This is a genomic window from Heliomicrobium sulfidophilum, assembly GCF_057715735.1.
Genome location: NZ_JBVTZZ010000005.1, coordinates 1,450,943 through 1,477,769 on the forward strand (window position 1 = coordinate 1,450,943; position 26,827 = coordinate 1,477,769).

At 60.2% G+C, this 26,827-nt stretch carries 24 protein-coding genes; 20 read left to right on the forward strand and 4 right to left on the reverse strand.

Going from position 1 to position 26,827, the window contains the following annotated elements:
- Positions 1 to 316 precede the first annotated feature (316 nt).
- The 8 genes from ispE to spoVG all read left to right on the forward strand — a co-directional run bounded on the left by ispE (position 317) and on the right by spoVG (position 6,474).
- Entirely contained in the window at positions 317 to 1,264 is a 948-nt protein-coding gene (gene ispE / locus AC0CW1_RS12590) for a 4-(cytidine 5'-diphospho)-2-C-methyl-D-erythritol kinase (protein ID WP_488183380.1), read from the forward strand.
- Entirely contained in the window at positions 1,240 to 1,932 is a 693-nt protein-coding gene (locus AC0CW1_RS12595; RefSeq protein ID WP_488183381.1) for a GntR family transcriptional regulator, read from the forward strand. The genes ispE and AC0CW1_RS12595 overlap by 25 nt, the downstream gene beginning before the upstream one ends.
- Before the next feature lie 57 nt (positions 1,933 to 1,989).
- Positions 1,990 to 2,844 carry a nucleotidyltransferase family protein gene (locus AC0CW1_RS12600; RefSeq protein WP_488183382.1) on the forward strand — a complete coding sequence of 285 codons (855 nt, stop codon included), beginning with the start codon at positions 1,990 to 1,992 and terminating at the stop codon, positions 2,842 to 2,844.
- A 125-nt stretch (positions 2,845 to 2,969) separates the two neighbouring features.
- Entirely contained in the window at positions 2,970 to 3,542 is a 573-nt protein-coding gene (locus AC0CW1_RS12605) for a hypothetical protein (RefSeq protein WP_488183383.1), read from the forward strand.
- 133 nt (positions 3,543 to 3,675) lie between these two features.
- Positions 3,676 to 4,248, forward strand: a complete 573-nt coding sequence (locus tag AC0CW1_RS12610; protein WP_161256406.1) for a hypothetical protein — start codon at positions 3,676 to 3,678, stop codon at positions 4,246 to 4,248.
- A 134-nt stretch (positions 4,249 to 4,382) separates the two neighbouring features.
- The gene (locus AC0CW1_RS12615; protein WP_488183384.1) at positions 4,383 to 4,649 is read left to right on the forward strand and encodes a ferritin family protein; all 267 of its coding nucleotides are present in this window, start codon (positions 4,383 to 4,385) and stop codon (positions 4,647 to 4,649) included.
- Between the two features lie 161 nt (positions 4,650 to 4,810).
- Positions 4,811 to 6,058 (forward strand): threonine ammonia-lyase, encoded by a 1,248-nt coding sequence (gene ilvA, locus AC0CW1_RS12620; RefSeq protein ID WP_488183385.1) that lies wholly within the window; start codon positions 4,811 to 4,813, stop codon positions 6,056 to 6,058.
- Positions 6,059 to 6,204: 146 nt separating this feature from the next.
- Complete coding sequence (spoVG, locus tag AC0CW1_RS12625) at positions 6,205 to 6,474, forward strand: septation regulator SpoVG (protein WP_161256415.1); 270 nt, start codon at positions 6,205 to 6,207, stop codon at positions 6,472 to 6,474.
- A 146-nt stretch (positions 6,475 to 6,620) separates the two neighbouring features.
- Here the strand turns inward: spoVG and AC0CW1_RS12630 are convergent, their stop codons facing one another.
- Complete coding sequence (locus tag AC0CW1_RS12630; protein WP_488183386.1) at positions 6,621 to 8,054, reverse strand: putative amidoligase domain-containing protein; 1,434 nt, start codon at positions 8,052 to 8,054, stop codon at positions 6,621 to 6,623.
- A gap of 112 nt (positions 8,055 to 8,166) precedes the next feature.
- Here AC0CW1_RS12630 and glmU point away from each other — a divergent pair, with 112 nt between their 5' ends.
- From glmU to AC0CW1_RS12645, 3 genes are all read left to right on the forward strand, one after another.
- A complete protein-coding gene (gene glmU / locus AC0CW1_RS12635; RefSeq protein WP_488183387.1) occupies positions 8,167 to 9,543 on the forward strand; it encodes a bifunctional UDP-N-acetylglucosamine diphosphorylase/glucosamine-1-phosphate N-acetyltransferase GlmU in 1,377 nt (458 codons plus the stop codon).
- 43 nt (positions 9,544 to 9,586) lie between these two features.
- Positions 9,587 to 10,534, forward strand: a complete 948-nt coding sequence (locus AC0CW1_RS12640) for a ribose-phosphate diphosphokinase (protein ID WP_488183388.1) — start codon at positions 9,587 to 9,589, stop codon at positions 10,532 to 10,534.
- Between the two features lie 150 nt (positions 10,535 to 10,684).
- The gene (locus tag AC0CW1_RS12645) at positions 10,685 to 12,265 is read left to right on the forward strand and encodes a hypothetical protein (RefSeq protein WP_488183389.1); all 1,581 of its coding nucleotides are present in this window, start codon (positions 10,685 to 10,687) and stop codon (positions 12,263 to 12,265) included.
- Between the two features lie 64 nt (positions 12,266 to 12,329).
- Here the strand turns inward: AC0CW1_RS12645 and AC0CW1_RS12650 are convergent, their stop codons facing one another.
- Positions 12,330 to 13,562, reverse strand: a complete 1,233-nt coding sequence (locus tag AC0CW1_RS12650) for a PRC-barrel domain-containing protein (protein WP_488183390.1) — start codon at positions 13,560 to 13,562, stop codon at positions 12,330 to 12,332.
- A gap of 144 nt (positions 13,563 to 13,706) precedes the next feature.
- Here AC0CW1_RS12650 and AC0CW1_RS12655 point away from each other — a divergent pair, with 144 nt between their 5' ends.
- Both AC0CW1_RS12655 and pth read left to right on the forward strand, forming a co-directional pair.
- A complete protein-coding gene (locus AC0CW1_RS12655; RefSeq protein WP_488183391.1) occupies positions 13,707 to 14,396 on the forward strand; it encodes a 50S ribosomal protein L25 in 690 nt (229 codons plus the stop codon).
- Positions 14,397 to 14,567: 171 nt separating this feature from the next.
- Positions 14,568 to 15,182 (forward strand): aminoacyl-tRNA hydrolase, encoded by a 615-nt coding sequence (gene pth, locus AC0CW1_RS12660; protein ID WP_488183392.1) that lies wholly within the window; start codon positions 14,568 to 14,570, stop codon positions 15,180 to 15,182.
- A gap of 72 nt (positions 15,183 to 15,254) precedes the next feature.
- Here pth and AC0CW1_RS12665 read toward each other — a convergent pair whose 3' ends face one another.
- Entirely contained in the window at positions 15,255 to 16,004 is a 750-nt protein-coding gene (locus AC0CW1_RS12665) for a DNA polymerase beta superfamily protein (RefSeq protein WP_488183393.1), read from the reverse strand.
- A 50-nt stretch (positions 16,005 to 16,054) separates the two neighbouring features.
- Here AC0CW1_RS12665 and AC0CW1_RS12670 point away from each other — a divergent pair, with 50 nt between their 5' ends.
- On the forward strand, positions 16,055 to 16,729 hold the full coding sequence (locus AC0CW1_RS12670; protein ID WP_488183394.1) for a LysE/ArgO family amino acid transporter: 675 nt from the start codon (positions 16,055 to 16,057) through the stop codon (positions 16,727 to 16,729).
- Here the strand turns inward: AC0CW1_RS12670 and AC0CW1_RS12675 are convergent.
- Positions 16,698 to 17,312 carry an HD-GYP domain-containing protein gene (locus tag AC0CW1_RS12675; RefSeq protein WP_488183395.1) on the reverse strand — a complete coding sequence of 205 codons (615 nt, stop codon included), beginning with the start codon at positions 17,310 to 17,312 and terminating at the stop codon, positions 16,698 to 16,700. The genes AC0CW1_RS12670 and AC0CW1_RS12675 overlap by 32 nt on opposite strands.
- Before the next feature lie 215 nt (positions 17,313 to 17,527).
- Between AC0CW1_RS12675 and mfd the strand changes: the two genes are divergently transcribed.
- The 6 genes from mfd (at position 17,528) to AC0CW1_RS12705 (ending at position 26,824) form a co-directional block, all read left to right on the forward strand.
- The gene (gene mfd, locus AC0CW1_RS12680; RefSeq protein WP_488183396.1) at positions 17,528 to 21,103 is read left to right on the forward strand and encodes a transcription-repair coupling factor; all 3,576 of its coding nucleotides are present in this window, start codon (positions 17,528 to 17,530) and stop codon (positions 21,101 to 21,103) included.
- Positions 21,104 to 21,203: 100 nt separating this feature from the next.
- Positions 21,204 to 22,217: a peptidyl-prolyl cis-trans isomerase gene (locus tag AC0CW1_RS12685; RefSeq protein WP_488183397.1), complete on the forward strand. Its 1,014-nt coding sequence runs from the start codon at positions 21,204 to 21,206 to the stop codon at positions 22,215 to 22,217.
- 172 nt (positions 22,218 to 22,389) lie between these two features.
- Entirely contained in the window at positions 22,390 to 22,953 is a 564-nt protein-coding gene (spoVT, locus tag AC0CW1_RS12690) for a stage V sporulation protein T (RefSeq protein WP_012282355.1), read from the forward strand.
- Positions 22,954 to 23,008: 55 nt separating this feature from the next.
- Positions 23,009 to 24,718 (forward strand): putative polysaccharide biosynthesis protein, encoded by a 1,710-nt coding sequence (locus AC0CW1_RS12695; RefSeq protein ID WP_488183398.1) that lies wholly within the window; start codon positions 23,009 to 23,011, stop codon positions 24,716 to 24,718.
- 61 nt (positions 24,719 to 24,779) lie between these two features.
- Positions 24,780 to 26,426, forward strand: a complete 1,647-nt coding sequence (gene yabN / locus AC0CW1_RS12700) for a bifunctional methyltransferase/pyrophosphohydrolase YabN (RefSeq protein WP_488183399.1) — start codon at positions 24,780 to 24,782, stop codon at positions 26,424 to 26,426.
- Positions 26,427 to 26,548: 122 nt separating this feature from the next.
- Positions 26,549 to 26,824, forward strand: coding sequence for an HU family DNA-binding protein (locus tag AC0CW1_RS12705; protein WP_488183400.1), 276 nt, complete (start codon positions 26,549 to 26,551; stop codon positions 26,822 to 26,824).
- The last annotated feature ends 3 nt before the right edge of the window (positions 26,825 to 26,827 follow it).

Consider the following 26,827-nt stretch of genomic DNA (forward strand, 5'->3'; position numbering starts at 1 on the left):
CGGGTTCACTCATCTGCGAAGGCCAAGCGGATGCGGCGCGAAAACCGCCCTGCGGAAACGCAGACTTCCCTTTGCTCCATCAACCTTGCCCCATCACCCATCGCGAGCCGCACAGTTCACACGAGCTTCACCGCCCCGGACGGGAGACTGGGCGGTGAGGCTTATTGCCGTTGCGCTGTATAAGGGCGTAACCGAGAGGTCACGCTGAAAATGCTGTCGAGTCTACGACCGAGGAAGTTGTCGAAATAAAGGGAAATCGTGGTCCTTTGCGGAATAAAGAGGGAAATCAGACCTGGGAAAGGGGAGGTTCCCGATCTTGCGCTTGCTGGCTCCAGCCAAAATCAACTTAGCTCTCGATGTGCTCGGCCGTCGTGCCGATGGCTATCATCAAGTGGTCATGGTCATGCAGACGATCGCCCTCGCCGACACGGTGACAGTCGCCGTCAACGAAGGCCACGCTGCGATCCGCCTGGCCGGCGGGACGGAAGAGGCGCCGCCCGATGTGGACAACCTTGTGCACCGGGCCGCCCGCCTCGTCCGAGAGACAGCGGGCCTTTCCTGCGGCGTCGACATCGACCTGGAAAAAGTGATCCCCGTGGCGGCCGGCCTGGCGGGCGGCAGTTCTGACGCCGCAGCGACGGTCAAGGCCTTAAACCGCCTCTTTCGCCTCGGGTGGAGTGATAGAGAGTTGGAAACCCTCTTGGCGCGCCTGGGTTCGGACATCCCCTTTCTGGTGCGCGGGGGGACCGCCCTGGCGACAGGGCGCGGTGAAGTCGTACATAGGTTGCCCTCGGCGCCGGCCTTTTGGGTCGTCCTGGTCAAGCCTCCCTTCGGCGCTTCGACACCTCAGGTGTACAAAGCCCTGGGGGCGCCGGCCCTGCCTGATCCGCTGCCCTGGCCGGAGGCGATGACGCCGGAGACGACGCCAACCGGCACGGCCTCCTACCGCATGATGGAGGCCTTACAAACCGGCAGTTATGGCAACTTGTTGGAGGCCCTCGGCAACGACCTGGAACAGGTGACCCTGGAGTGGCATCCGGTCCTGAAAGCGATCAAAGAGCAACTGGTGCGTCTCGGCTGTGACCGATCGCTCATGTCGGGGAGCGGACCGACCATCCTCGGATTTACCGCATCGGAAGCGACGGCCTGTTCGGTGGCCGCAGCGATGGAAGAACAGTGGGGACCGCAACAATACCGGGTGCTCACCGCCCGGACGCTGGAACGAGAGGAGGCCGACGAATGGAGCGTCGACTGCTGCCGATAAAACTGGACAACTACCGCCCCCTGCGCGATATCGTCTTCGAAAACCTGCGCGAGGCCATTATCACGGGGGTGTTGCGTCCGGGGGAACGGCTGATGGAGATTCAACTGGCCGAGGAGATGGGCGTCAGCCGCACGCCGGTCCGCGAAGCCATCCGCAAACTGGAACTGGAAGGCTTTGTCGTCATGGTTCCGCGCAAGGGTGCTTATGTTTCCAACATTTCGGTCAAAGATATAACAGATGTCTTTGAACTGCGGGCGGCCCTGGAATCCCTAGCGGCTGGCATGGCTGCCCAGCGGATCACCGAAGACGAGACGGAGCAGATGGAACGGCTCCTCGTCAAGACGATGGCCTATTTTGAAGAGGACAACTTGAATGATCTCATCGAGACGGACATCGATTTTCACGACATGATCTACCGGGCCAGCCGGAACCAGCGGCTTGTCCAGATCATCAACAACCTGCGCGAACAGTTGCGCCGGTTCCGCACCACGTCCCTCAGCCATCCCGGTCGCATGCGCGAGGCCTGGGAGGAGCACCGCAAGCTCGTCGAGGCCATCGCCGACCGCAACGTCACCCTGGCCCAGTCGCTGGCCTGGGAGCACATCGAAAACGCCGAGAACAGCATGCTCGAAGCGATGGGCGTGGTCAAACAGAAACTGCAACCCTAACGGAAAGGGCAACGGTAATCTACATTTCAATCGTTACCGCCGGGAGGTGGGAGCGGCATGGATGCCTTGGTCCTAGCGGCGGGTCCGAACAATGGGCGGCTCCGTTCTTGCCATACAGCGTCCATGGAGGCCCTCATCCCCATCGGGCGGCGCCCCATGGTCGATTATGTCGTCCAGGCGCTCCGCCACTGCCGGGAGATCGACCGCATCGTTGTCGTCGGACCGCCAAAACTGCGCAGCTACTATCAGGAGGACTGCCGGGTGACGGTCGTCGCAGGCGGGAAAGACCCCTTGGACAGCCTGCAATGCGGGCTGACGGCTCTTGCTGTTTCAGCCGGTCAGGCGACTGCTCCAGCGCCGAAACCTGACTGTCGATACCCCTGCGCTGACGTTCCGGCGAGGGGACCGGAAGCCGACCGGCTCCTGATCGTCACCGGCGACCTGCCGCTGCTCACAACCCAGGTCGTGGAGGCTTTTCTCGACGCTTGCCGGATGCGCGAAGGCGATTTCTTTTATCCCGTCGTCCGGCGTGAGGACTGTGAACGGCGCTACCCCGATGTCCGCCGCACCTATGTGCGCCTTCAGGAGGGTTGGGTCACGGGGGGGAATTTGTTTCTCGTCCGCCCGGCCGTCATCCCCGGCGCTTTGTCGCAAGCCCGCCGCTTTGTCCGCCTGCGCAAGAGCCCCCTCGCCTTGAGCCGCCTTTTGGGCTGGACTTTTGTCATCCGTTTTCTCCTTCGACGCCTGACCATTTCCCAGGTGGAAGCCAGGGTGTCCGAACTGTTTCGCCTGCGGGGCGTCGCCATCTTGTCCGGCAGCCCGGAACTCGGCATCGATGTGGACAAACCGTCCGACCTTGAGTTGGTCCGGCGGCGCCTCGCCGAGTCGACCAATGAGATGGCGACAAGTTAACTTCAAGAAATTTTTCACCGTATCGGAGATTTGTCTCAGGGACCTTCGCCCCTGCCGGTTCATATATTACGGTAGAACCGGACAGGGCAGGTGAATAGAATATGGAAGCAAAAGGGGGAACCAGGGTGATCCCGGCGCGTTTGCAGGTCCTGTCAGGACGGTATGACGCCCCGGAAGAGCCGCTGGTTTTTTCTGTTTTCGGTGAAAAGAGAGAACCGGCACTCATCCGGCTTCCGCTGGCGGAGGAAACAACCCCAGAAGAGCCGACCGACGCATCTCAACCCTACATCCCAACCGTGACAGCCGAGTATCGCGGGGCCGCCTGGACCTTCGAACGGGAACAGGTCCGGGTCGATCTGAACATTCTTCTTTCCATCGTCCTGCGGCCAAAGCGGGGCCGCTACTCCCTTATCCCGGTCCATCACCGCTGCCGCTGGGAACGCCCCTGGCGTGAGCTGCTGGCCGACCGGGAGGCGGTGGCCGATCCGGCCTTGTGGAATGGGCAGGCCCATGTCGGGGAGATCCGTTGCCACCTTCAGGACTGGCAGCGCCGGGAGGGGAACGTGGAAATCCGCCTCTTCGCCGTGGGATCCTTGAGCCTCAAACTGTATGAGTGGCGCGATGTCGGCCTGGGCGCTTCTATGGTGATGGCGCCGCCATCCTCACCAAAAGGGCGCCTGCTTCATACAATGGGGTAGAAAAAAACACCATGCCCGGCAAAAAAGAGCGGCAGCGGTTCACCCATTTCCTGGCTCCAACATACTATGTGGCGAGCCGGCTTGGGCCGGGAAAGGACTCCCAGGAGGCGAACAAGAAAAAGGAGGATGCTTAATGGACTCCAAAAACGGCACCATCGAACTGTTTGCGCAAGTCGTGGTGGCGAAAAATGTTCAGCGCGATGAGCCGATCTTTTTCGCGACCGATCCCGCCAATCCCAGCCGGATTATTCCCTTTCGCATCTGTCTTGAAAACATCGACTGCGACCCCATCGTGGCCATCGAAAACATCATCTTCGACTTCAATCGCAAAGAAGATGTGACGGTCAACCTGACGGGCAACGTGACGATCACCCTCAAATTCGACCTGGTCTTCCTGGTCAAGGACGCTTCCGGCAACCGGGCCGTCCGCGTCGTTCCCGGCACCTTTACGAAGATCATCCAGCTTCATGAGTTCTGCCCGTCCTTGACGCCGGCTGAACTGGCGGAAGAGGTGGAAGACGCTGAGGTGCTCGTCCGCAACGTCCGCTTCGATGTCATCCTGCACCGCAATGACGAGTGCATCATCAACGGACGCAAAGGCACCCCCGCCGATGTGCTCGTCTTTGCCGACCTAATCGTCAAGTTGACCCGCTTCACCGATGTCATTGTGGTCGGGGAACTCGATCTCCTGGAAAAAGAATGCTAAAGGACGGCAGTGCCGATTTTGTCCGGCCCCGACCGGCGCTGAGGGCAGGGAACATACCCTGCTTTTTCGTTTAGGGGGCTCAGATTCGAAACGGGAGGTGGCCTCATTCCCCTGACAAGGAGGCGATCGTCGCGGTGCGCACGAAGGAAAACATCCTGAAAGCCCTCGTCTACGAACAGGCGGCCTACTACAACTACCGCAAATTTGCCGACGAAGCGAAGAAGGACGGCTTGGACGACGCGGCCGAGTTGTTTCATGACCTGGCCGGGCAGGAGATGGACCACAAGAATCGACTGTTGGGCCAGTTGAAAAATCTGGTGCCCAAGGACTTGACGCGGGGAAAACGCAAGTTTGCCGTCCTGTCCAAACCAACAGCCCCTTCCGGTCCGCCGGAAGAATAAAGCGAGGCCTCGATCGCCGGGAAAGCGGCGGTGGGGGCCTTGTTTTTTTGTCGGCCTTGCCGGCAGGAGATGCATATCTTGTGGACAATACTGGAAAGTATAGCGTAGGATAGAGCACCGTCACATAGGCGCTGTGAAGAACAGAAAAAGGGGGACGGACGATGACCTCGCCGAAAGAGGGCCGACTGTGGAGCCAACTGTCGCTGGAAGACATCCGCACCGCCGCCAAGCGTCTGGAAGGCAAGCTGCACCGCACCCCCTTTGAGCGGTCGGCCACCTTCAGCCGCCTCAGCGGGCGCGATATCTGGCTGAAGTGTGAGAACCTGCAGCGGACGGGCTCTTTTAAGATCCGAGGCGCGATGAACAAGATCCTCAGCTTGACGGAAACGGAACGGGTGCGCGGGGTCATCGCCGCGTCAGCCGGTAACCATGCGCAGGGGGTAGCTCTTGGGGCCTCGCTGATCGGCGTTCCGGCGACGATTGTCATGCCCAAGGGGGCGCCCCTCGCCAAGGTGGAGGCCACTCGCGACTACGGCGCCCAGGTCATCCTCCACGGCGATTTTTACGATGAAGCCTATAACCACGCCCAAGAGTTGAAGGAACAGACCGGCGCCGTCTTCGTCCACGCCTTCGATGATCCCCAGGTCATCGCCGGTCAGGGGACATTGGGGATCGAGATGCTCGAACAGATGCAACTGGCCGGCCGCTTTGACGGCATCGTGCTCCCCATCGGTGGCGGCGGCCTCGCCGGTGGCCTGGCCCTGGCCGTCAAGAGCCTGGCGCCTCAGGTTCGCATCGTCGGCGTTCAGGCCGAGTCGGCGCCGGCCATGGCCTTATCGAAGGAACGCCATTCCCACACCGTCGTCGCCTGCAAGGCCACCATCGCCGACGGCATCGCCGTCTCCTGCCCAGGCAACCTGACCTTCGACCTGATTGAACGGTTGGTCGACGAGATCGTCACCGTCAACGATGAATCCATCGCTAAGGCCGTGACCCTCATGCTGGAACGATCGAAACTGGTCGTCGAGGGTTCCGGCGTTGTCGGTCTGGCCGCCCTCCTGGAGGGGCGCGTCGGCCGGCGTGGGGAGCGCTGGGCGGCGCTGCTCTCCGGCGGCAACATCGACATCTCGGCCATCGCCCGCATCATCGAACACGGCCTTGTGGAGAGCGGTCGCCGCTGGGAGTTTCGAACCACCCTGCCCGACCGGCCCGGCGCGTTGCAAAGCCTCCTGGCCGAGGTGGCCCGCGGCGGCGCCAACATTATCACCGTCGTTCATGACCGCTTGCGTCCCGGCTTGTCTCTCAGCCAAGCGGAGGTGGTCGTCGCCCTGGAGACGAGGGATCAGGACCATATCGGCCAGTTGAAGGCGCAACTGGAGGAGCGGGGGTTCGGCATCCGCGATGTCTAACCGGATAGACGTACGCTTGTTAAAGGATTGAACAAAAGAGAAACAAAATATTAAAAAAAGTTTTCCATGAGCAGAAGGTATTAACTGTCAGAGGTCGAATATAGAATGAGAATAGCCATGGTTATGCTAGGGAAGGTGGTGAGAGCATGACTATCACCGATGTCCGCGTCAGAAAAGTGAACTTGGAAGGTAAAATGAAAGCGATTGTCTCCGTCACCTTCGACAACGCCTTTGTCGTCCATGACGTAAAAGTGGTTGAAGGACAAAAGGGGCTCTTCGTCGCCATGCCGAGCCGGCGGACGCCGGAAGGGGAATACCGCGACATTGCCCACCCGATCTCGGCGAAAGCGCGCGAGCAGATTTCCGTTGCCGTGCTAAACGCCTATCAGGACGCCGTTGCCAGTGCGATTGCATAATTTTTTTGCTTGAATATAGACGCATGGCCACATAAGCAAAAGAGATGCCAAGTGCATCTCTTTTTTCATGCCTGGATTCCCCGCGCCGATGGGGGTCATGCAGCTTGCCTTTCTGTTTTTGATGCATCGAATGGGAAACTGTGCCTTTACAATTCGATCTGCCAGACCTGACGCAGGTCCGTCTCGTCGTCCCATTCCCGGCCTTCGTCGATCATTCGCCACAGCGGCTGGATGTCGGCGGCTACGGCAGCGTAAGCCGGGAGGGATTCCAGGTCCTGACGCAGCCAGGCGACGCGGTGGCGGAAGTAGTCCTTGTCGCCGTCATAGAAGGCTCGGATGGCAGCGCGGTCAGAGAAGAGGTCTCGCCGCAAGTGTAGGGATTGTTCGACGATCAGCTTTGCGAGGCTCAGTGTGGCCAGGGTGATCGCCGGCGAGACGAGCCAACTGGAAGGGGAGCGGTACTCGAAACGGCCCGGCCCCTTGAGACGCACGTCGCCGATATAACCGTAATACTTGCGCCGCCGGATCGCCGCATCACCCCGTTCGACGAGAAAGAGCGGGATCAGCAGGTAATTGTCCAGGGCGCGCAGGATGGGAAAGGTGAGCGAAATCCCGCCGAAATGGATGTGACCGCCGATGGGGAACTGGGAAAAGGGCATCGCCCCCGCCAGCATGCGCACCGGCTTTTTGCGCACCTTATTGGCCACTCCGGCGAGGAGGGCGCCGATGGCCTGGGTCAGGTCGCGGGCATGGGTCTTCGGATCGGGCCGGATCTCGGCGATGGCTTTGCGCCGGTCACAGCCGATCGGTCCCTCGGTTTGGAAAAACCGGTTGGCTGGAACGAGCTTGCCGGACTGGGTGTGTTTGAACATGAATTCGGGATCGGCGCCAAGCATGACGGGGGCGGGCGCTTCTATGGAATGGCCAGCCCCCCTTGCCTGGTTGCCATCATCTCCACCGGAAAAGCCTGTTGCGGGTGCCATCACCCGGGCCGCCCATTCCCCCGACGCTGCCGACTCTGACGATGGCCTGGCTCGCTTCCGCTCGATCAACGGCATGATCGCCCGGGCGTAGGTGGCGGCCAACTCCGACGTGAGCAGCGGCGCCGTCGTCACCTTGGTCACCCGCGGTTGGCCGCGCACCGGCACGGCCAGATCGACGGCGCCGAAGTCGGCGCCCGACAGGTAGAGCGCCCGCAACGCCATGCCTAGGCATTTTTGCCGCTCCAGCTTCGAAAAGGTGTCCCGGGACTGAAGGGCGATCACCTGGCCGTCGACGACGTGCAGGGTCAGCGATCGCCCGATCCCTTTCTTGCTCCCGTAGGGGAGGCGATGGAGCCGAAAGAGCGCTGCCGGTTCGCGCAACGCGATGATGGCGGCGCGCGGGTTGACGGTGAACCGGCGCCCCTCCACCCCCTTGGCGGCGCCAAAGCGGATCAAGCCTTCTGGCGGCGGAGCAGGGCAGTCGACGGAATGCCGGCAGCCCAGCGCGTCGGCCAGCCGCCGTGCCGACAACCGGTTGGGGTGGAGGACGAGCAGGTCCACGTTGTTCACCTCGTCGACAAGATTTTTAAGTGACATGAGAGGAAACGGCCCCTCGATGTGGAATAGTAGACGGGGACTTTCGGCTTTTGCATATTCTTGTGAGAGCATGGAATGGTAGAGACGCAAGCCATAACAGGAGGCGCAATCAATGCATAAGCGGACGGCTGTCGTCCTGGCTGCGGGGAAAGGGACCCGCATGAAATCCCGCCAGCCGAAAGTGCTTCATGAGGTTGCCGGCCAGCCGATGATTTGTCATGTCCTCGATGCCCTCGCTGACTGCGGTGTTTCGCAGCCAGTCGTCGTCATCGGTCATGGCGGAGAGGCGGTGCAGCAGCGCCTGGGGGACCAGGTGCGCTACGCCTGGCAACAGGAGCAGTTGGGGACCGGTCACGCCGTCATGATGGCCCGGCCCGAGGTTTCCGATGAGGTGGAGACGGTGATGGTTCTCTGCGGCGACACGCCGCTGCTGACTGGCGCCACGCTGTCGGCCCTCTGGGAAGCCCACGAACAGGCGGGCGCCATGGGTACAGTGCTCACGGCCTGGATCAGCGACCCCAAGGGGTATGGACGGATACTGCGGGATGACGCTGGACATGTGACGGCCATCGTCGAGGAAAAAGACGCCGACGAGACACAAAAAGCGATCCGGGAGATCAACGCAGGAACCTATTGCTTTGACCGGGCGGCCCTCTTCGCCGCCCTTGATGCGATCACCCCGGCCAATGCCCAGGGTGAATACTACCTGACCGATGTGCTGGCCATCTTCCGCCAACGGGGTGGTGTTGTGGCCGCCTACACCCTTCAGGATGAAAGGGAGATCCTTGGGATCAACTCGCGGGTGCAGCTTGCCGAAGCGGAGGCGGTCTTACAGGACCGGTTGCGCCGCAAGTGGATGGACGCCGGCGTGACTTTGATCGATCCCCCGTCCGTCTTTTTCAACGCCAAGGCGGTCATTGGAGCTGACACCATCATCCATCCCCAGGTGATGATTGAAGGGGGGACGGTCATCGGCGAAGGTTGCCGGTTGGGACCGGCGACTCGGATATGTGACAGCCAGATCGGGAACAATGTAGTGATCCAAAACTCGGTGGTGCTCGAATGCCGGGTCGGCGATGACTGCGCTGTTGGACCCTTCGCCTACTTGCGCCCGGGAACATGCCTGGCCGACGAGGTCAAGGTGGGTGACTTCGTGGAGATCAAGAAGTCGATTATCGGCAAGGGTTCCAAGGTGCCCCATCTCAGCTACGTCGGCGACGCCACTGTCGGCGAAGGCGTCAACATCGGCGCCGGCACGATCACCTGCAACTATGACGGAAAACATAAGCATGCCACCACCATTGAGGATGGGGCTTTTATCGGTTCCAACACCAACCTGGTGGCGCCGGTTACCGTCGGCGCCCAGGCGCTGATCGGGGCGGGCTCGACCATCACCAAGGATGTGCCCGCCGGCGCGCTGGCGGTGGAACGTTCCCCCATGAAGATCAAAGAGAACTTTCACGGCCGCAAGCATACGTCATCGCAGTGACGCTTACTGCACGGAGAACGGCAAACTCATCAGGAGGTGCGACATGTCATTTTTCAATAAAAAGTTAAAAATCTTCACGGGAAACGCTAACCCAGCACTGGCCGAAGAGATCGCCGAGTATCTGGGCGTCCAGGTGGGGGCGGCCAAGGTCAAGAGCTTCAGTGACGGCGAGATCCAGATGGAAATTGATGAAAGCGTCCGCGGCGCTGATGTCTTCGTCGTCCAGCCGACCTGCTATCCCGTCAACGAAAACATCATGGAACTGCTGATCATGGTTGACGCGCTGCGCCGCGCCTCTGCCCGGCGGATCACCGCCGTCCTACCTTATTATGGGTACGCCCGGCAGGACCGGAAGGTGCGTGCCCGGGCGCCGATTTCAGCGAAACTGGTGGCCAATATCCTGACGGCGGCCGGCGCCCGCCGCGTCGTCACGATGGACCTCCATGCCGGTCAGATCCAGGGTTTCTTCGATATCCCTGTCGACCACCTGCCCGGTGTGCCGATCCTGGCCGAGTACTTCCTCAACAAAGGGTTGCAGGACATCGTCGTCGTTTCGCCGGACCTGGGCGGCGTCACCCGGGCGCGCGATCTGGCCGAGCGCATCGGCGCCTCCCTGGCGATCATCGACAAGCGCCGCCCTGAGCCGAACGTGTCGGAGGTCATGAACGTCATCGGCGATATCGAAGGCAAGACTGTCGTCATCACCGACGATATCATCGACACCGCCGGCACCATCGTCAACGGCGCCAAGGCCCTCTTGGAGCGGGGCGCCCGCGAGGTCTACACCTGCGCCACCCATGGCGTCCTGTCGGGACCGGCCATCGAGCGCATCCAGAACTCGCCCATCAAAGAGATGATCCTGACGAACACGATCCCACTTCCCCCCGAAAAGCAGATCGACAAGATCCAGGTGCTGTCTGTCGCGCCGCTGCTCGGTGAGGCGATCATCCGCATCCACGAGGACCTGTCGGTCAGCAAGCTCTTCGACTGAGGCGGGACGGAAGATTAATCATTCGCGATAAAGATAAGATCGATGAAGGACACTGCTTCGCTTGGGCAAGCAGTGTCCTTTTTTCTTGGATTTGGTGGACAATATGGTATAATTTGCAACATCCAAATAGTGCATCGACGGAGGTTTTTTATGAGAAGAAGGGGCGCCTTTTCTGTTCTATCGCTGATGATGGGAATTTCGCTGTTGTTGGCCGGATGCGGACTCTCGACGGCCAAAGGGGCGCAGGGGGATCATTCCGGCGCGGGTGTTGATGGGAATCGACAAGGGCAGCCGGCGACGGTCATGGGGGAGCAAGGAAAGCACCCTGTCGTCGAGATTGATTTTGCCAGAGAGTCGACCGATTATATCTTCCTTGCCGAATGGATGAGCGAGGAGAGACTGGCCCTTGGTATCCAGGAAGCGGACAGCGATATCGTCAAGGTCTTTGCCTTTGACCTAAGCAGCAATAAACGATGGCTCCTGTTCGAAGGAAAGACGTCGAGGGATGACCTTCGCGTTAAGAGGCTCAATGAAAAACGGACGGCTCTATTCACCGCAGAAAAAATACTCCTGATCAATACAGAGGACCCCTCGATTCATCAGGAGATCCCCCTTCCCAAGGGGGTCACTCAACCAGACATCTCATACAACGAAGACCAGGTCTGTTATATCGGAAAAGAGGGCCTCTACGTTTCGGATGTGAAGTTTCAGCAGCCGCGATTGCTGTTGGAACGCAAGGAATGGGCAGAAGACGAACGGGGCCAATGGCGGCGTGTGCCAAACCGGGGGCCGGGGATGCGGCTGGAAGCGCCCGTATATCCCAGGTGGTCTTACGACGATCAAAAAATCCTCTACTGGATGGCTGAATACGAAGGCAATGGCGGTGTCGGAATCATCAAGCCTGACGGATCCGGGGCGCAGTTTTTTGAGGTAAACGACCTCTCCTACGCCTATTGGCTGAAGGACAGTGTAGGAATCCTTTGTGGAAGGCATGTGGTCGGCGAGCCGGTCGCCTATTTGGTCGACACGGTGAAGCAGCAGCTCAAAACGGTCGATGACAAGGGCGATAAGCGGGAGCCCCGGTTGGGCAAAAATGACGAGCAACTCATCTATTCAGGGATTTTACAGCCGGGCGAGCCTGGAAACTACTTGCCCCAACTGGCCCTGATGGACCTGAAAACAGGCGCAACGAAGCCGATCAGCCCTGTATTCCGCATGATTGATTCCTTTGCCCTATCCCCCTCCGGTGATAAGGTCATTGTTGTGGAGAACAGTAGCCTTCCCCAGGGCGGCGTTGAGCAGAAACTGTACTGTGTTGGAACGGAAGGCCTGCAGGCGCTAGAGGGGATAAAGTGGGCAGAAGCAGGGAGAAAGGTCACCCAACAGGATATCGAGGAAGGAAAAAGGGTGATTGAGCGGCTCTTTCACGCGCGGCAGGACGGCGACATCACTGCTGCCAACGAAACGCTTGGCAAATACAAAAAAGGGCTGTTTAATGCAGGCAACATAGACAAATGGACGCCAGAACTCCTGTCTATCAAGTATCCGGGCAGATTTACCTTCAACGACTTGCCTCCCGGCAGCTACCGGGACGTTTACGGAAAAGATCCCTATCAGACGATGTGCCTCTATGTGCGCTTCCAAGAAGGGAACCAGGAAAACGCTTGGGACTATATTCTGGCCAAAGAGACAAAGGATAGCCCCTGGCTGATTCATGACTGGGGGTATTAGCGAAGCGAAACATAGAGAAAAAGCGAGCGAAGCCACTTCCCGGCTCGCTCGCTTTTTTCACGGGTTAACCGTTCTTTTTGATCTCGTCGTTCGATCGAATCGACATTGCCAGATCCGCATCCGAGGCGGGTGACGGGGGAGCGGTGAAGTCGGAGGCTGCGGCCGCTTCCCGGGCTGCCGGCGAATCGTATGGCTGCTCATGGGCCGGAGCAGCGAGCTCCGGTGGAGCCTCCGAGGGGTTGATGCTGGAAGCCGCGGTCCGATCAGCCGCCTGGCTAAGGGGAGTGGTCTCTACGGAAGTTGGAGTCAGGTCTAGGTCAATCGGCGTATCCCTATGAATCGGAAAGACGGCATGAGTAGTCTCTGTCGCCGAGGCGGACGGCGCCGGCTCATCTGGTGATGGAAGGGAGACCATTTTGGAGGCTTGCTCCGCTTGCGCCGTAGCGACCAGCGCGGCTGGAGCAGCGAGCATGGCGGGGGATATTGGCGATGTGGGGGAGCTTGCGGCGGCGGCAGTTTCGGGTGCAGAGGCAACAGCCGGAGCATCAGTCGTAACGGTTGCATCAGCGACCGGGGCGGATGAAGCCGGGGAAGCGGGCTGCGCCGGGCCGGCATAGTCTGGCGCTTTCCAGGGACTCAGTTCAGGTTCATCGTCGACTTGCCCCTTTTTCCGGTCATCGAGGCCGATGGCCCGCCCGATGGCGTTTCCCCACTCCTTGCTCAGGCTGACGGTGGAAGTCCAGAGCCGTTCCGTCTGCTCGCCCACCTTTTTGACGGTCCCCTCAAAGGCGCTTTCCACAGGGGTCAACTGGTCGAGGGCGTCTTCGTAGACGAGGACCATGACGGGGCTGATGGTGCGGATGGCCGTGGCCGGCAGGAGCGCCCGGTTGTTGAACCAGCCTTCGCCGAAATGGCCGCGGATCTCGATGGTCAAGAGTTTCCCTGTGCGGCGATCGAAGTAGTACTCCTCGACGGCGCCGATCTTTTGGCCGAAGGTGGTGAGGACCTTGCTGCCGATGATCACCGTTTTTGATTTGATCAGTTCGAACAGGTGAGGCAGGTTGGTGGCCCGCTGGACTTGGCTGGAGCGGTCGATGACGATGGCGTCGTCGCCGATGGAATGCACCTTCGTATAGGGGATGATCTTCTGTTCGCGGAAGAGGCCCTTCTGGTCCACCTGCAATGCGACCACTTCCAAGGCCTCGGGGTCGACGACCAATCCGCGAACGGTTCCCAGTTTTTGACCCTCGTCAAGGCTGACGATGGGCCGGGTCAATAAGCTCTTGCTGGCAAGCATGCGGTGGGAGCCCCCTTTTCATAGTATTCTCTGCATCAATGTATGCTTGTCTCGGTAGGGGCATGACTGGCGTGGATTTTATGCCTGTCTCCTGGTCATACTTTAGATGGAAGCATTTTGAAATAGAAACCAGGAGGGCCAAACATGCCATTGGGAGAATTGCGAGCGATCCGGCGGGAGAAAGGTTCGCGGGGGTATATCAATGAACTGCGCAAGCGCGGATTGTTGCCAGCCGTCGTCTACGGAAAAGACAAGGCAGACATGCTCATTTCGGTCAACGCCAAGGAACTGTCCGGCCTCTTGAAGGCGATGGGAAGTGCCAGCGCCATCCTCGATCTGCAGGTCGAGGGGACCGACGACCGGCACAAGGTGATGCTGAAGGAGATGCAGCGCGATCCGGTGGCCCAGACGCCCAACCATGTCGACTTCCAGCTTGTGGACATGAACAAGCCGGTCCACGCCGAGATCCCCATCCATCTCATGGGGACCCCGGCGGGCGTCAAGGCCGGCGGCATCATCCAGCACGGCTTGCGCACCGTAGCGGTGGAGGGGTTGCCGTCGAAGCTGCCGCCCCGCTTCGACCTCGATATTTCCCATCTGGAACTGCATGACAAGATGACCGTCGCCGACATCGTCGCGCCTGACGGGATCGAGATCATCTCCGAAGGGGATCAGGTCATCCTTTCCATCATCGTTCCCCGGGCTGTGCTGGAACCGGCTGAGTCGGCGCCTGTGCAGGAGGAGAACGGCGACAAGGGCGCCAACGGCAAGGCCAATGGCAATGGACATGGGAAGACGAACGGCAATGGCAATGGGGAAAAAGCCGAGGCATAGTCTTTTCCCGGTCAAACGCGATGGCCAAAGAAGAGAAGCCACCTGACAACAGCAGGTGGCTTCTCTATGCGAAGGGGTATGAATCAAGGTTAGCAAGGCCGCAAATCGCTTCCGAAAAAGGGATACTCCCCCGCAACCGCGAAGAATAGGAGGGAAAGGGGAGATTGACAGGTGAAAGCGATTGTCGGTTTGGGCAACCCCGGCCTGCAATACGCACGAACGCGCCACAACATCGGCTTTATGGTCGTAGACCGGCTGGCCGAAGCGTGGGGCGCCGACGGATTCCGGGACAAGTTTCAGGGGCTGTGCAGCGAGGCTCGCGTCAACGGAGAGAAGGTGCTCCTGCTCAAACCGCAGACCTACATGAATTTGAGCGGCCAGTCCGTTGCGGCCATGGCCGTCTTCTATAAACTGCAGCCTGAGGACATCCTGGTGATCTATGACGACATGGACCTGAATTTCGGCAAGCTGCGCGCCCGCGCGAAGGGCAGCAGCGGCGGCCACAACGGGATGAAATCGATCATCGGCCTGCTGGGAACGGAGGACTTTCCACGGCTGAAGATGGGCATCGGCCGTCCGTCCGGCCCTCGTCCCGCTGCCGCCCATGTGCTGGAGAGCTTTACCGAGGAGGAGCGCGAGACCGTCCTCGCGATGCTCGACCAGGGACGGGAGGCGGCCGCCCTCTGGGTGAACAAGGGCATCATCGAGGTGATGAACCGCTTCAACGCTGGTGAGAAAGGGCAGAAAGGCGCTGGCAGAAAACAGGGCGAGTCGCCGGTGGGGTAGCACCATCGCCAGCTCAGGGGGAGAGCGGCATTGACAGCCGGTTCAAAGGCCGGACGGTGTTCCATCTCCCTGTTAGCTGCGCAGTTCTTCCGCTAAGGCCAGGCGAACTTCCCGTCGGACAGCCTGTTCCAACCAGTCGGCTGCCTCGGTGTCTAAAGGGGCCTCATGGTAGCAGGAAGCGAGCGCTTCGGTTTCTCGGAATTTTTCCGCCAGCACCGCTTCGATCCGGTGGTTATCGACGCCGCCTCCTTTGATCGCCAGCATCTGTTGGCGCGATTCGCCGTCATACCATAGGGCGGCGGCGAAATCCCAACCGGAGCCGGCGTAGCGCTTCAGCAGGTCGAGGAGCCGGAAGGCGTGCAGCGCTTCTTTCGTGTCATAGCCGAACTGTTGCACCAGCGGCAAGGTCGTTTCGGTGCCTTTGCGGAGGGTGCGCATCTTTTCTTTCGCCGTTCCAAGGCAATGCCGATAAAGCCCTGTCCGGTTCATCGCCGCCAGGCGGTCGCGGCGGGCGGCGAGCGCCTGGCCGAAGGCGGCATGGCGGTCATGGCACCGCCATTGCCGGCTGAAGAGGATTTCCAAGAAATAAGGGTTGCCTTTTCGGACCAGCTCGGCAAAACGGCGCAGGTCGTGCGCGGTGTAGTCGCAGGCGGGCGATGTTTCGGCCGCCGCGAAGGCGCTTTTGCTGTAGAGGTCGTCGAAGTTCGGCAGGACGAGGTGCTTCCAATCCTCGTCAGAGCCAGCGTCATCAAGGTTGTAGTTGTGGGCGCCGACACGGGCGGAGAGGATGACATCCCGTCCGGCGAGGCGGGCAATCTCCATTTTTGACGGTTCTCCCCTAGGCAAAGTCGCGTGTTCTGGGAGGGGCTTTTTTGTTACAGGCCTTTTTTCACGGCTTCGTTCTTGCCCTGGGCTTGATCCTTCCCCTGGGCGTTCAGAATGTCTTCATATTTAATCAGGGGATCTACCACCGAACCTTGACTGGCGCCCTTCCCGCAGTAATCACGGCCGCCCTTTGCGACACGCTGATGATCCTGCTCGCCGTAGGGGGCGTGTCGCTGCTTCTGTTTGAGGCGGAGGAGTTGAAACGGGTGTTGATCCTGGGTGGGATCCTGTTTTTGATTTACATGGCCTGGCAGACCTGGCGGAGCGAGCCTTCTGGAACTGCCGACCATGCGGGCAGGAGCGCTGGCGATGGGGACGGCGCCGACCAAGGCAACGACGCCAATCGGACGAGTGACGCCGGCCAGTGGACGCCAGGCCGCCAAGTCCTCTTCGCCATGTCCGTGTCGCTGCTCAACCCCCATGCCATCATGGACACGATCGGTGTCATTGGAACGGGATCGGTCGCTTATGTTGATCAAGCCGAAAAAATGGCTTTTACCCTTTCCTGCATCGTCATCTCCTGGATCTGGTTCTTCTTTCTTATGCTGGCCGGTCGCCGTGTCGGCGCATCGCCGAAGGGGATCGCCTTGCAGCGAGCCATCAACCGCCTGTCAGCGTTGTTCATGGTCTTCAGCGCGCTGCTGCTGGCCCGGAACCTGTAGCTGCGAGACCTGCAGTATAGGCCATAAAAGCGTTGAGAATCGCAGGGTCGAACCACCGCTCCCGGCTTTTCACATAATCGGTCGCCTCAGCGAAGGTGCGCCCCTTCTGGGTGACCCGGTCCTCCTGGGCCATGGCGAAGGTGTCACAGATCCCGATGATGCGGGCGCCATAGAGGATCGTCTCCCCCTTGAGGCCGACTGGGTAGCCGGAGCCGTCAAAGTGCTCATGGTGCTGGCCGATCATTTTGGCCACCTCGGGCGGGAAGAGGCCTGTCTCCCGGACGATCGACTCGCCGTGGGCGCTGTGGACCTGGATCAGGATCTGTTCGATGGGGTCAATGCCGTGCGGCTTTTGCAGGATGTCAGAGGCGACGCGCAGCTTGCCGATGTCGTGCAGCAGCGCCGCCAGGATAATCGGTTGCGTCTGATCCCTGGTGAGGTTGAGATGGGCCAAAAAACCACGGACAACCTTGGCCACGTCCTGGGTGTGCTGGAGGCTGGGACGGTCGTGGGCGTCAAGCTTTTCCAGCAGCTTGTGGGTCTCCGCCAGAAGACTTTTGTATGTTTCCGGTTCGAGGGGCATGGGGGGCACCTCCTCGTCGCTTTTCTGTCCTTGTCATGTTCTGCATCTCATTGTAACCGATTTCCATTTTCGTTGAAACATCCTTTTCTTGACCTGGAAAGTAGGGCAACAATATAATGAGTACGAATTCAGCCGTTTCCTCCGGGCTTGGGAGGCGGGTGGAGCCTTTTTTCTGCCCAAAAAGCGGCCTGGAGGAGACGAGAGGAGTAGAGACCATGGCCGAAAAGGCGCCTGTTGGCAACCTTTTTGAATATATCGCGCAGACAACGGAGTTTCAGCACCTGTGGTCCAACTGGAAGCGAGGAAGACGCCAGCAGGCGGTCTTTGGCCTTGCCGCCAGCCAGCGCACGGCGCTGATGGCCACCTTGGCCCGCCGTTCGGGCCAGCCCTTGTGCATCGTCACCCATTCGATCCAGCAAGCCCGCCGGATCGCCGAGGACGTGCAGTCGCTGCTGCCGGAGGAGGAGGTTCTCTCGTTCCCGGCAACGGAGGTGATGCCCTATGAAGTGCTCACCTCCAGCCACGAGTTGCTGGCTCATCGCCTCGTTGTGCTCTCCCGTTTGGCCCGCAAGGAGCCGGTGACGGTGGTGACCACCATCGATGCCCTGATGAAAAAGCTCGTTCCCCCTGCTGTGATGGCCCAGGGGGACTTGGAGTTCACCGTCGGCAGCCGGTTGGAACTGAGCCAGATCCAGGAGCGGCTCCACTTTCTCGGCTATCAGCGGACGCCGATGGTGGAAGCGCCGGGCCAGTACTCCCTCCGTGGGGGGATCCTGGACATCTATCCCCTCACCCAGAGCGAACCGGCGCGGATCGAGTTTTTCGACGACGAGATCGACTCCATCCGCCTCTTTGACCTGGAGACGCAGCGTTCTAAGGAAAAGCAACACCGCTACGCCGCCGGTCCGGCCCGGGAAATGCTGTTAGCTCCGGAGACACTGGAACAGGGCCGGCGGTTATTGGAGAAGGAAGCGGCGACGGCGCGGGAACGATTGCTCAAGTCCGATTGCCAGGAAGCGGCGGCCCGCTTGCAAGCGAAGATCGGCAGCTATCTGGAACAACTCGACGAAGGCATCTGGGTGGAAGGACTGGAGCAGTTCCAGAACTTTTTTTATCCCGAACAGGTCACCTTGCTCGGTTACCTGCACCCGGAGACGATCGTTTTTTGGGATGAGCCGATGCGCCTGAAAGAGTCGGCCGAGGCTAAGGAGCAGGAGATCTCGGAGACCTTTGTCCACCTGCTCGAAGCAGGCAGCGTATTGCCGGCCCAGCGCAGCGTCTATGTCCACTACAGCGACCTGATGGGGGAATTGGCCGGCAACACGGTCATTCACCTGGCCTTGCTGGCCAAAAAAATCGAACGGGTGACTGTCGAGGACACGATCCAGTTCAGCGCCAAGCAGATGCATCCCTTCCTGGGCAAGCTCGACATGCTGGCTGAGGAGTTGAAGGCCTATAAAAAGCGCAAGACGGCCGTTCTGATCCTGGCGGCCTCGGCGGTTCGCCGCGATCGCATCCGCGACGCCTTGCGCGATTACGGCGTTGAAGCGCAAGCTGTTCCCGGCATCGACGCCGAACTGCAACCCGGCACAGTCACGGTCGGCGTGGGGCAGTTGGAAGCCGGCTTCGAACTGGTGCAGGCTCGGCTGGCCGTGATCACCGATTTTGAGATCTTTGGCCGCGATAAACGGCCCCGCAAGCCGCGCAAGTCGGCCCGGGAAGGCCAGAAAATCGACACCTTCGTCGACCTGTCTTTGGGCGATTATGTGGTCCATGTCAACCACGGCATCGGCCGCTACATGGGCGTAGAAAAATTGGACGTGGGCGGCGTCCAAAAGGACTACCTCGTCATCCGCTACGCTGGCGAGGACCGCCTCTATGTGCCGACTGATCAGGTGCACCTGATCCAGAAGTACGTCGGCGCCGAAGGTGTGGCGCCCAAGCTCTACCGGCTCGGCGGCAATGAGTGGCAGAAGGTCAAGCAGCGGGTCAAGGACTCGGTCCGCGAGTTGGCTGGCGACTTGCTCAAACTCTACGCCGCGCGCGAGAGCAAGCCCGGCTTCGCCTATACGCCGGACACGCTCTGGCAGAAGGAGTTCGAGGAAGCCTTCCCTTACGAGGAGACGCCCGATCAGGTCCGTTCCATCGCCGAGGTCAAGACGGATATGGAAAAGGCGAAAGCCATGGACCGGCTGCTCTGCGGCGATGTGGGCTACGGCAAGACGGAGGTGGCCATCCGGGCCGCCTTCAAGGCTGTCCAGGACGGCAAACAGGTGGCCATTCTGGTGCCGACGACCATCCTGGCCCAGCAGCACTACAACACCTTCCGGGAGCGCTTCAGCGGCTACCCTGTCCGGGTCGACGTGCTCTCGCGCTTCCGCTCGCCCAAGGAACAGAAGGCCTCCCTGGAGGGGCTCAAATCGGGCGAGATGGACATCGTCATCGGCACCCACCGGCTTGTCTCTAATGACGTGGCCTTCAAGGACCTGGGCTTGCTGATCATCGACGAGGAGCAGCGCTTCGGCGTCGCCCACAAGGAGAAGATCAAGCACCTCAAAGAAAATGTGGACGTGCTCACCCTGTCGGCGACGCCGATCCCGCGGACCCTGCATATGTCCCTCGTGGGACTGCGGGACATGTCGATCATCGAGACGCCGCCTGAGGACCGCTATCCTGTCCAGACCTATGTGGTCGAATACAACGCGGAACTGATCCGCGAGGCCGTTCGCCGCGAACTGAACCGGGGCGGCCAGGTCTATTATGTCCGCAACCGGATCGAGGATCTTGATCGTATCGCCCGCGATCTGGCTGTGCTTGTCCCTGACGCCCGCATCGTCGTCGGCCACGGCAAGATGCGCGAGGACCAGTTGGAACAGGTGATGCTCGACTTCCTCGAAGGCGAGTACGACATCCTCGTCTGCACGACCATCATCGAGACGGGCCTCGACATCCCCAACGTCAACACGCTCATTGTCGACGGCGCCGATCTGATGGGTCTTTCCCAGTTGTACCAGCTTCGCGGCCGCGTCGGCCGATCGAACCGGCTGGCTTATGCCTTTTTCACCTACCGCAAGGACAAGGTGCTCACCGAGGTGGCCGAGAAGCGGCTTCACGCCATCCGGGAGTTTACGGAACTCGGCTCCGGTTTTAAGATCGCCATGCGCGATTTGGAGATCCGCGGCGTTGGCAACCTGCTCGGTCCGGAGCAGCACGGCCAGATGGCCTCCGTCGGCTTTGATCTCTACTGCCGCCTCTTGGAGGAAGCCATCCAGGAGTTGAAGGGCGCCAAGCCGGAAGAGGCGCCGGAGACCTTTGTCGAGATCCAGGTCGACGCCTTTATCCCCGACAGTTACATGGCCGATTCGTCGTCCAAGGTCCAGTTCTATAAGCGGTTGTTGGCGGCGAAGACGGTCGAACAGGTGGCAGCGCTGGAAGAGGAGATGGAAGACCGCTTCGGCGACCTCCCCGAACCGGTGGAGAACCTGGTCCGGCTCAGCCGAATCAAGGCCTATGGCCAGCAGGCCGGCGTCTCGGCGGTGCAGCAGGAAAAAGAGGAACTGCGCATCCGCTTCTTTCCCCATGCCAAGGTGGAGGCCAAAGCCATATCGGCTCTCGTCCAGCACCTCGGTCGCAAGGTCAACTTCTCCGCTGCCGGCGGTTTTGAGATCCGGATCAAGCCGGTCCGCCTCAAGTCGAGGGAGCTACTTCGCCTGCTCGACAACGCTCTGGCGATCATCGCCGGCGGCGCAAACGTCACGACCCCCAACTTGCCTCCCATGGGGCGCAAATAGGCAATGGGGACCTGGAAATCATCGGTGTCCCTCTTTGCTTGCCGGGGGAGGAGAGCCGGTGGTATAATCGGCGTATACGAAAATAGGAGGCCGTGACATTTTGAATAAAATCATGAAAACGATCGTCATCGCGCTCCTGGGGGCGCTGTTGCTGCCGCTGGCTGGATGCGGAGGCGGCAACGTGGTGGGATCAGTGAACGGCGAGACCATCTCCCGTACGGACCTGGACAAGCGTGTCAACCGGTACAAAGAGGAGATCACCCGCTCCGCCGGCGCCAATGCGAATGAGATCATCGCCGGTATGGAACGGCAGGAACTGGAGCGGATGATCGATGAAAAGCTCTTCATGCAGGAAGCGAAGAAGCGGAACATCGACGTGTCCGACGGGCAGGTCGAGACGGAACTGGCGAATGAGAAGAAGCAATTCCCCTCTGACACCGAATTTCAAGAGGCACTCAAACAGTATCAACTGACCGAGGCCGAACTGCGCGACATCATCCGCACCCGGCTCGTCTTCAACGGTCTCTATGACGCCGTTACCGCCGATATTCAGATCGCCGACGCCGACGTGGAAAAACACTACCGGGACAACCCCGATAAATTCAAACAGAATCGGCAGGTAAAAGCTTCTCATATCCTCGTGAAGACGGAGGATGAGGCGAAAACGATTATTTCCGAACTGGGCAAGGGCGCTGATTTCGGCCAGTTGGCCGCCCAGAAGTCGATTGATCAAGGTTCCGCCCAGAACAAAGGCGACCTGGGCTATTTTCAGGCGGAAGATATGGTCAAGGAGTTTTCTGACGCTGCCTTCGCCTTGAAAAAAGGCGAGTACTCGCGGACGCCGGTCAAGAGCAACTTCGGCTATCATGTGATTCGCGTCGAGGACATCAAGGAAGCCCACCAGCAGACCTTTGACGAGGTGAAGGACCAGATCCGCGTCGACTTGGGCGCTGAGCGGAAACAGGAGCGCTTTGAGTCCTGGTACGCCGATGTGAAGGCCCAGGCCAAAATCGAGCGGAAGCTGCCCGAACCGCCGGCGACGCAACAGACGCCGCAACAAGCCCCGCAAGGGTCCTCGGCTGCGCCGGAGGGCGCCGCCCAGCCCGGCAAATAGTCCCTCGATCCAATCCTCAAGTTGATGGAATGCAATCCCCGGACCGCCGCTGGTACGGGGATTGCATTTTTCAATGGATGGAAAAAAATGAATAACCCCTTCTCGTCGGATATATACTATCACTGAACCGGAACCCCGAAGTCACGGCCCACAAAGGAGGGATGGTGAAGGGATGAAAGCAACGGGCATCGTACGGCGAATCGATGATCTCGGACGCGTGGTGATCCCCAAGGAGATCCGGAGAACGCTGCGCATTCGGGAAGGAGATCCCCTCGAGATCTTTGTGGATCGCGAAGGGGAGGTCATCCTGAAAAAATATTCGCCCATCGGCGAATTAGGGGACTTTGCAAAGGAATATGCGGACTCCTTGAGCGAGGCCACAGGTCATATCGCCTGCATCGCTGACCGGGACAACATCATCGCCGTAGCAGGAGCCCCGAAGAAAGAGTTTTTGGGCAAACCCATCGGCCCCGCTGTCGAACGGGTGATGGAAGAGCGGAAGGCCATTTTGATTCAGAAACCGGGCGAGCACAGCCACTGCAAAGGTTGCCCGTCGACGGAAGAGGATGTCGATTGTAAGTTTTCTGCTGAAGTTATAGCGCCGATCATTGCCGAGGGAGACCCCATCGGCGCCGTTATTCTGGCTTCCAAGGATCCCAATGTCAAAATGGGTGACATGGAGATCAAACTGGCGGAAACGGCGGCCGGTTTCCTCGCCAAACAGATGGAACAATGATACTACCAAAGCATAACCGTTCGGTTATGCTTTGTCGCGCTTGGAGGGTGGCGCCATGACGACGTGGTGGACTTCCGGCGGTCAACGTTTGCTGACCGGCGCGCTCTGGCTGACCGGCGCCGGGATCGTCAGCAAGTTTCTCGGGGCCTTTTATCGCATCCCCTTGGCCCGGATCCTCGGTTCCGAAGGCGTCGGGCTGTACCAGATGGTCTACCCTGTCTATACGGTAGCCCTGAGCCTGGCGACGGCCGGCCTGCCTGTCGCTATCTCCGTGCTGGTGGCGGAACGGGCCAGCCGGGGCGACCACCGGGGCGCTTACCGGTTTTTCCTCGCTTCCTTCTGGCTGCTGCTCGTGCTGGGTTTTGGCGCCACCCTGCTGTTGTTTTTTAGCGCCGAGAAGATTGCCGAACTGGTGCTGAAAGACAGCCGGGCCCTGTATTCTCTCTGGGCGATCGCGCCGGCCGTATTGCTGACTGCCTCGATGGCCGCTTTTCGCGGTTTTTTTCAGGGTTACCGGCAGATGGCGCCGACGGCCCTCTCCCAGGTGGTTGAACAGATCGTGCGGGTGGGCGCCATTCTCGCCGTGAGCGGCCTGTGGGTCCGCTATGGCGTCGACATGGGCGCCGCCGGAGCGACTTCCGGCGCAGTTGCCGGCGGGATGGGCGGGTTAGCCGTGCTGTGGCTTTTTTTTTATTCCTGGCGGCGGAAGGTACATAAAGGGGCCTATGGGGCGGGGCGGGCGGAAGCGGCGGCTGTCCTGGACGGGTTCAGGGGCAGTTTCGGAGGCGGCGCGACCGTTGGCGGTGTTGCAGGCCCTCGTGGTGGCGCTTTTCGGCGCGCTTTCGGGGGCGGCGCGGACCTGCTGACCATGTGGAAGTCTCTTCTCGTCCTGTCGCTGCCCATCTCCCTCGGCGGACTCGTGATTCCCCTGATGCAAACGGTCGATGCGGCGCTGATCCCCAGAGGGTTGCAGTCGGCCGGCTTTTCCCCTTCCCAGGCGGCGGCGCTCTTCGGAGAGTTTTCCGGCATGGCGGCGGCCCTTGTCGGTTTTCCCGTCATCGTCACCAGCGCCGTGAGCGCCAGCCTGGTTCCGGCCGTCGCCAGCGCCTGGAAGGACGGCCGCGGCCAGGTCGCGAACGAGCGGTATCAGTCGGCCTTGCGCCTTTCCAGCATGCTCGCTTGGCCGGCGGCCTTCGGGATGGCCGCATTAGCCAGGCCGATCTGCGACCTGCTCTTTCATGCGCCTGGCGCGACGGAGCCGCTGCTCTGGCTGGCGCCGACAATCATTCCGACGGCCTTTTACCAGGTGGCGTCGGCGGGATTGCAAGGGATGGGCCGGACGGCCTTTCCCATGCTGGCCCTCGCACTGGGTGCCGCCTTGAAGGTGGCCGGCAACCTCTTTCTGCTGCCTCGTTGGGGCCTCATCGGAGCGGCCGTTGGCTCGAACGGCGCTTACTTGCTCTCGGCGTTGCTCGTGCTCGCCTATATCGGCTGGCGCGGCGGTTTTGCCTTTCCCTGGGGCGCTGCCTTGCTGAAACCGGCCCTCGCTGCTACAATGATGGCGGGATATGCCATTTCTGGCGCGCCTTTTCTGATGTCTCTCGCCGGCGACTGGGCCGGCTTGGGCCTGTCAGTGGCGACGGCCGGGGTGATCTACGGCCTGACGATGCTGGCCATCGGTGGCATCCAAGCGCGGGACTTGGCTTTGCTGCCGCGCGTCGGTCCCCGTTTGGCCGCCTGGCACCGCCGTTTTTGGGGGGCTTAGGGCTCCCGGCATAAGGCGCTGACCTTAGAAGAAAATAAAAGAGATGCGGGAAGAAATCATGATGCAGGAAAAAACCATGGGACAAGATGCAAAGGGCATACAAGACAACAGCGTAATACAAGACAAAGGCGTGAGGCAAGACAAAAGGGCGGGCTTGAATCCACCGGCGATCACCGTTGTTGGCCTGGGCGCCGGCGATCCGGGCCACCTGACGCGGGCAGGATGGGAAGCCCTGCGCCAGGCTGATCGGCTTTTTTTGCGCACCGCCATTCACCCTACCGTTCCTTTCCTGAAGGAAGCCGGTTTTATCTTTGAGAGCTTCGATTCCTTCTACGAGTCGGCCGATTCCTTCGATGACCTCTACCGGGAGATCGCTTGTCGATTGATCCAGGCAGCCGAGGCCGGACCGATCACCTTCGCCGTTCCGGGTCATCCCCGGGTCGGAGAAAAAGCGGTGGCGCTGTTGCTCGACGAGGCCCGTCAACGCAACTGGCCTGTTGAGGTGATCCCCGGCGTCAGCTTCCTGGAGGTTCTCTATACGGCGCTCGGTTTCGATCCAGCCAGGGGGTTGACGGTGCTTGACGGCCTGGATCTGGCCGAGGACGACCTGGATGGTCGGCGAGGAACGGTGATCACCCAGGTCTACTCGCAACGGGTCGCCTCCGATGTGAAGCTCACCCTGATGGAGATTTACGGCGACGAATATCCGATCACCGTCATCCGCGCTGCCGGCGTCGCCGGCGAGGAGCGGATCGCTGAGATCCCCCTCTACGAACTGGATCGGATCGACTGGGTTGACCACCTCACCAGCGTCTATGTGCCACCCCTGCTGGAGATGTCGGGGAAGCCGGCTGAGGCGCAAGAACAATCAGCAGCGACAACGCAGCAGCAGGTTGAGACAGGCGACTACCCGCTCGATCCGCTGGTCCAGGTGATGGGTCGCCTGCTCGCTCCCGACGGCTGTCCCTGGGACCGCGAGCAGACCCATCGGAGCCTCAAGCCCTATCTCCTGGAGGAGGCCTATGAGGTGCTGGAGGCCATCGATCTCAATGACGACAGCAAACTGAAAGAAGAGCTGGGCGATGTGCTCCTGCAGGTCGTTTTTCACGGCCTGATCGCCGAAGGGGAAGGCCGCTTTCGGATCAACGAGATCGTCGAGACGATCACCGAGAAGATGGTCCGCCGCCACCCCCATGTCTTCGCCGACACGAAGGTCGCTAATTCCGAAGAGGTGCTGGTGAACTGGGAGGCGATCAAGGCCAAAGAGAAAGGGGACAAGCCTTCACGGAGCCCTTCGGGGATCGACCGGATCTCGACGGCCATGCCGTCATTGCTGCGTGCCGAAAAGGTGCAAAAAAAGGCGGCCCAGTTCGGCTTCGACTGGCCCGATGAACAGGGGCCGCTGGACAAGGTGCGGGAAGAGTGGGAAGAACTGCTGGCGGAAACCCGAGACACCGCCCGAGACACGGCGCGCCTTCGAGACGAATTGGGCGATCTGCTCTTTGCCGTCGTCAATGTGAGCCGTTTTTTCCAGATAAATCCTGAGGAGGCCTTGCAGCGGACTGTCGACAAGTTCATCCGCCGCTTCCGCTATGTGGAGGACTGCTGCCGCCGCGACGGCCGGGAGATGGCGCGCGCTGCCATCGAGGAATTGGACCTCTATTGGGATGAGGCGAAAGCCCGGGAGCGGGAAAATCAACAAGGTTGACGGGCGGGATTGGTCACTGAGGAATATTTTGGCTTAAAAAGTCGAAAATATTAACAACCCGGAAGGAAAAGATGGGTACGTAGCGAATAACCTTACAGCAATCAATACTAGGAGGGGTAACGGTGAACAAGACCGAATTGGTGAGTGCGGTCGCTGAGAAGGCCCAACTAACCAAGAAGGATGCCGAAAAAGCCGTCAATGCCTTCTTCACTGTCGTCGAAGAGGCATTGAAAGCGGGAGACAAGGTACAATTGGTTGGTTTCGGGACGTTCGAGATCCGCGAACGGAAAGCGCGGACAGGCCGCAACCCCCAAACGGGTGAAACCATTACCATAGAGGCGTCGAAGTCGCCAGCCTTCAAAGCGGGTAAGGCGTTGCGCGACGCGGTGGAAGCGTAAGAT

Excerpts from the sequence above, each read along its gene's own strand:
- AC0CW1_RS12595 (WP_488183381.1), top strand. The coding sequence starts at position 1,240 with ATGGAGCGTCGACTGCTGCCGATAAAACTGGACAACTACCGCCCCCTG.
- AC0CW1_RS12600 (WP_488183382.1), top strand. The coding sequence starts at position 1,990 with ATGGATGCCTTGGTCCTAGCGGCGGGTCCGAACAATGGGCGGCTCCGT.
- AC0CW1_RS12610 (WP_161256406.1), top strand. The coding sequence starts at position 3,676 with ATGGACTCCAAAAACGGCACCATCGAACTGTTTGCGCAAGTCGTGGTG.
- ilvA (WP_488183385.1), top strand. The coding sequence starts at position 4,811 with ATGACCTCGCCGAAAGAGGGCCGACTGTGGAGCCAACTGTCGCTGGAA.
- spoVG (WP_161256415.1), top strand. The coding sequence starts at position 6,205 with ATGACTATCACCGATGTCCGCGTCAGAAAAGTGAACTTGGAAGGTAAA.
- AC0CW1_RS12630 (WP_488183386.1), bottom strand. The coding sequence starts at position 8,054 with ATGTCACTTAAAAATCTTGTCGACGAGGTGAACAACGTGGACCTGCTC.
- glmU (WP_488183387.1), top strand. The coding sequence starts at position 8,167 with ATGCATAAGCGGACGGCTGTCGTCCTGGCTGCGGGGAAAGGGACCCGC.
- AC0CW1_RS12640 (WP_488183388.1), top strand. The coding sequence starts at position 9,587 with ATGTCATTTTTCAATAAAAAGTTAAAAATCTTCACGGGAAACGCTAAC.
- AC0CW1_RS12645 (WP_488183389.1), top strand. The coding sequence starts at position 10,685 with ATGAGAAGAAGGGGCGCCTTTTCTGTTCTATCGCTGATGATGGGAATT.
- AC0CW1_RS12650 (WP_488183390.1), bottom strand. The coding sequence starts at position 13,562 with ATGCTTGCCAGCAAGAGCTTATTGACCCGGCCCATCGTCAGCCTTGAC.
- AC0CW1_RS12655 (WP_488183391.1), top strand. The coding sequence starts at position 13,707 with ATGCCATTGGGAGAATTGCGAGCGATCCGGCGGGAGAAAGGTTCGCGG.
- AC0CW1_RS12665 (WP_488183393.1), bottom strand. The coding sequence starts at position 16,004 with ATGGAGATTGCCCGCCTCGCCGGACGGGATGTCATCCTCTCCGCCCGT.
- AC0CW1_RS12675 (WP_488183395.1), bottom strand. The coding sequence starts at position 17,312 with ATGCCCCTCGAACCGGAAACATACAAAAGTCTTCTGGCGGAGACCCAC.
- mfd (WP_488183396.1), top strand. The coding sequence starts at position 17,528 with ATGGCCGAAAAGGCGCCTGTTGGCAACCTTTTTGAATATATCGCGCAG.
- spoVT (WP_012282355.1), top strand. The coding sequence starts at position 22,390 with ATGAAAGCAACGGGCATCGTACGGCGAATCGATGATCTCGGACGCGTG.
- AC0CW1_RS12695 (WP_488183398.1), top strand. The coding sequence starts at position 23,009 with ATGACGACGTGGTGGACTTCCGGCGGTCAACGTTTGCTGACCGGCGCG.
- yabN (WP_488183399.1), top strand. The coding sequence starts at position 24,780 with ATGCAGGAAAAAACCATGGGACAAGATGCAAAGGGCATACAAGACAAC.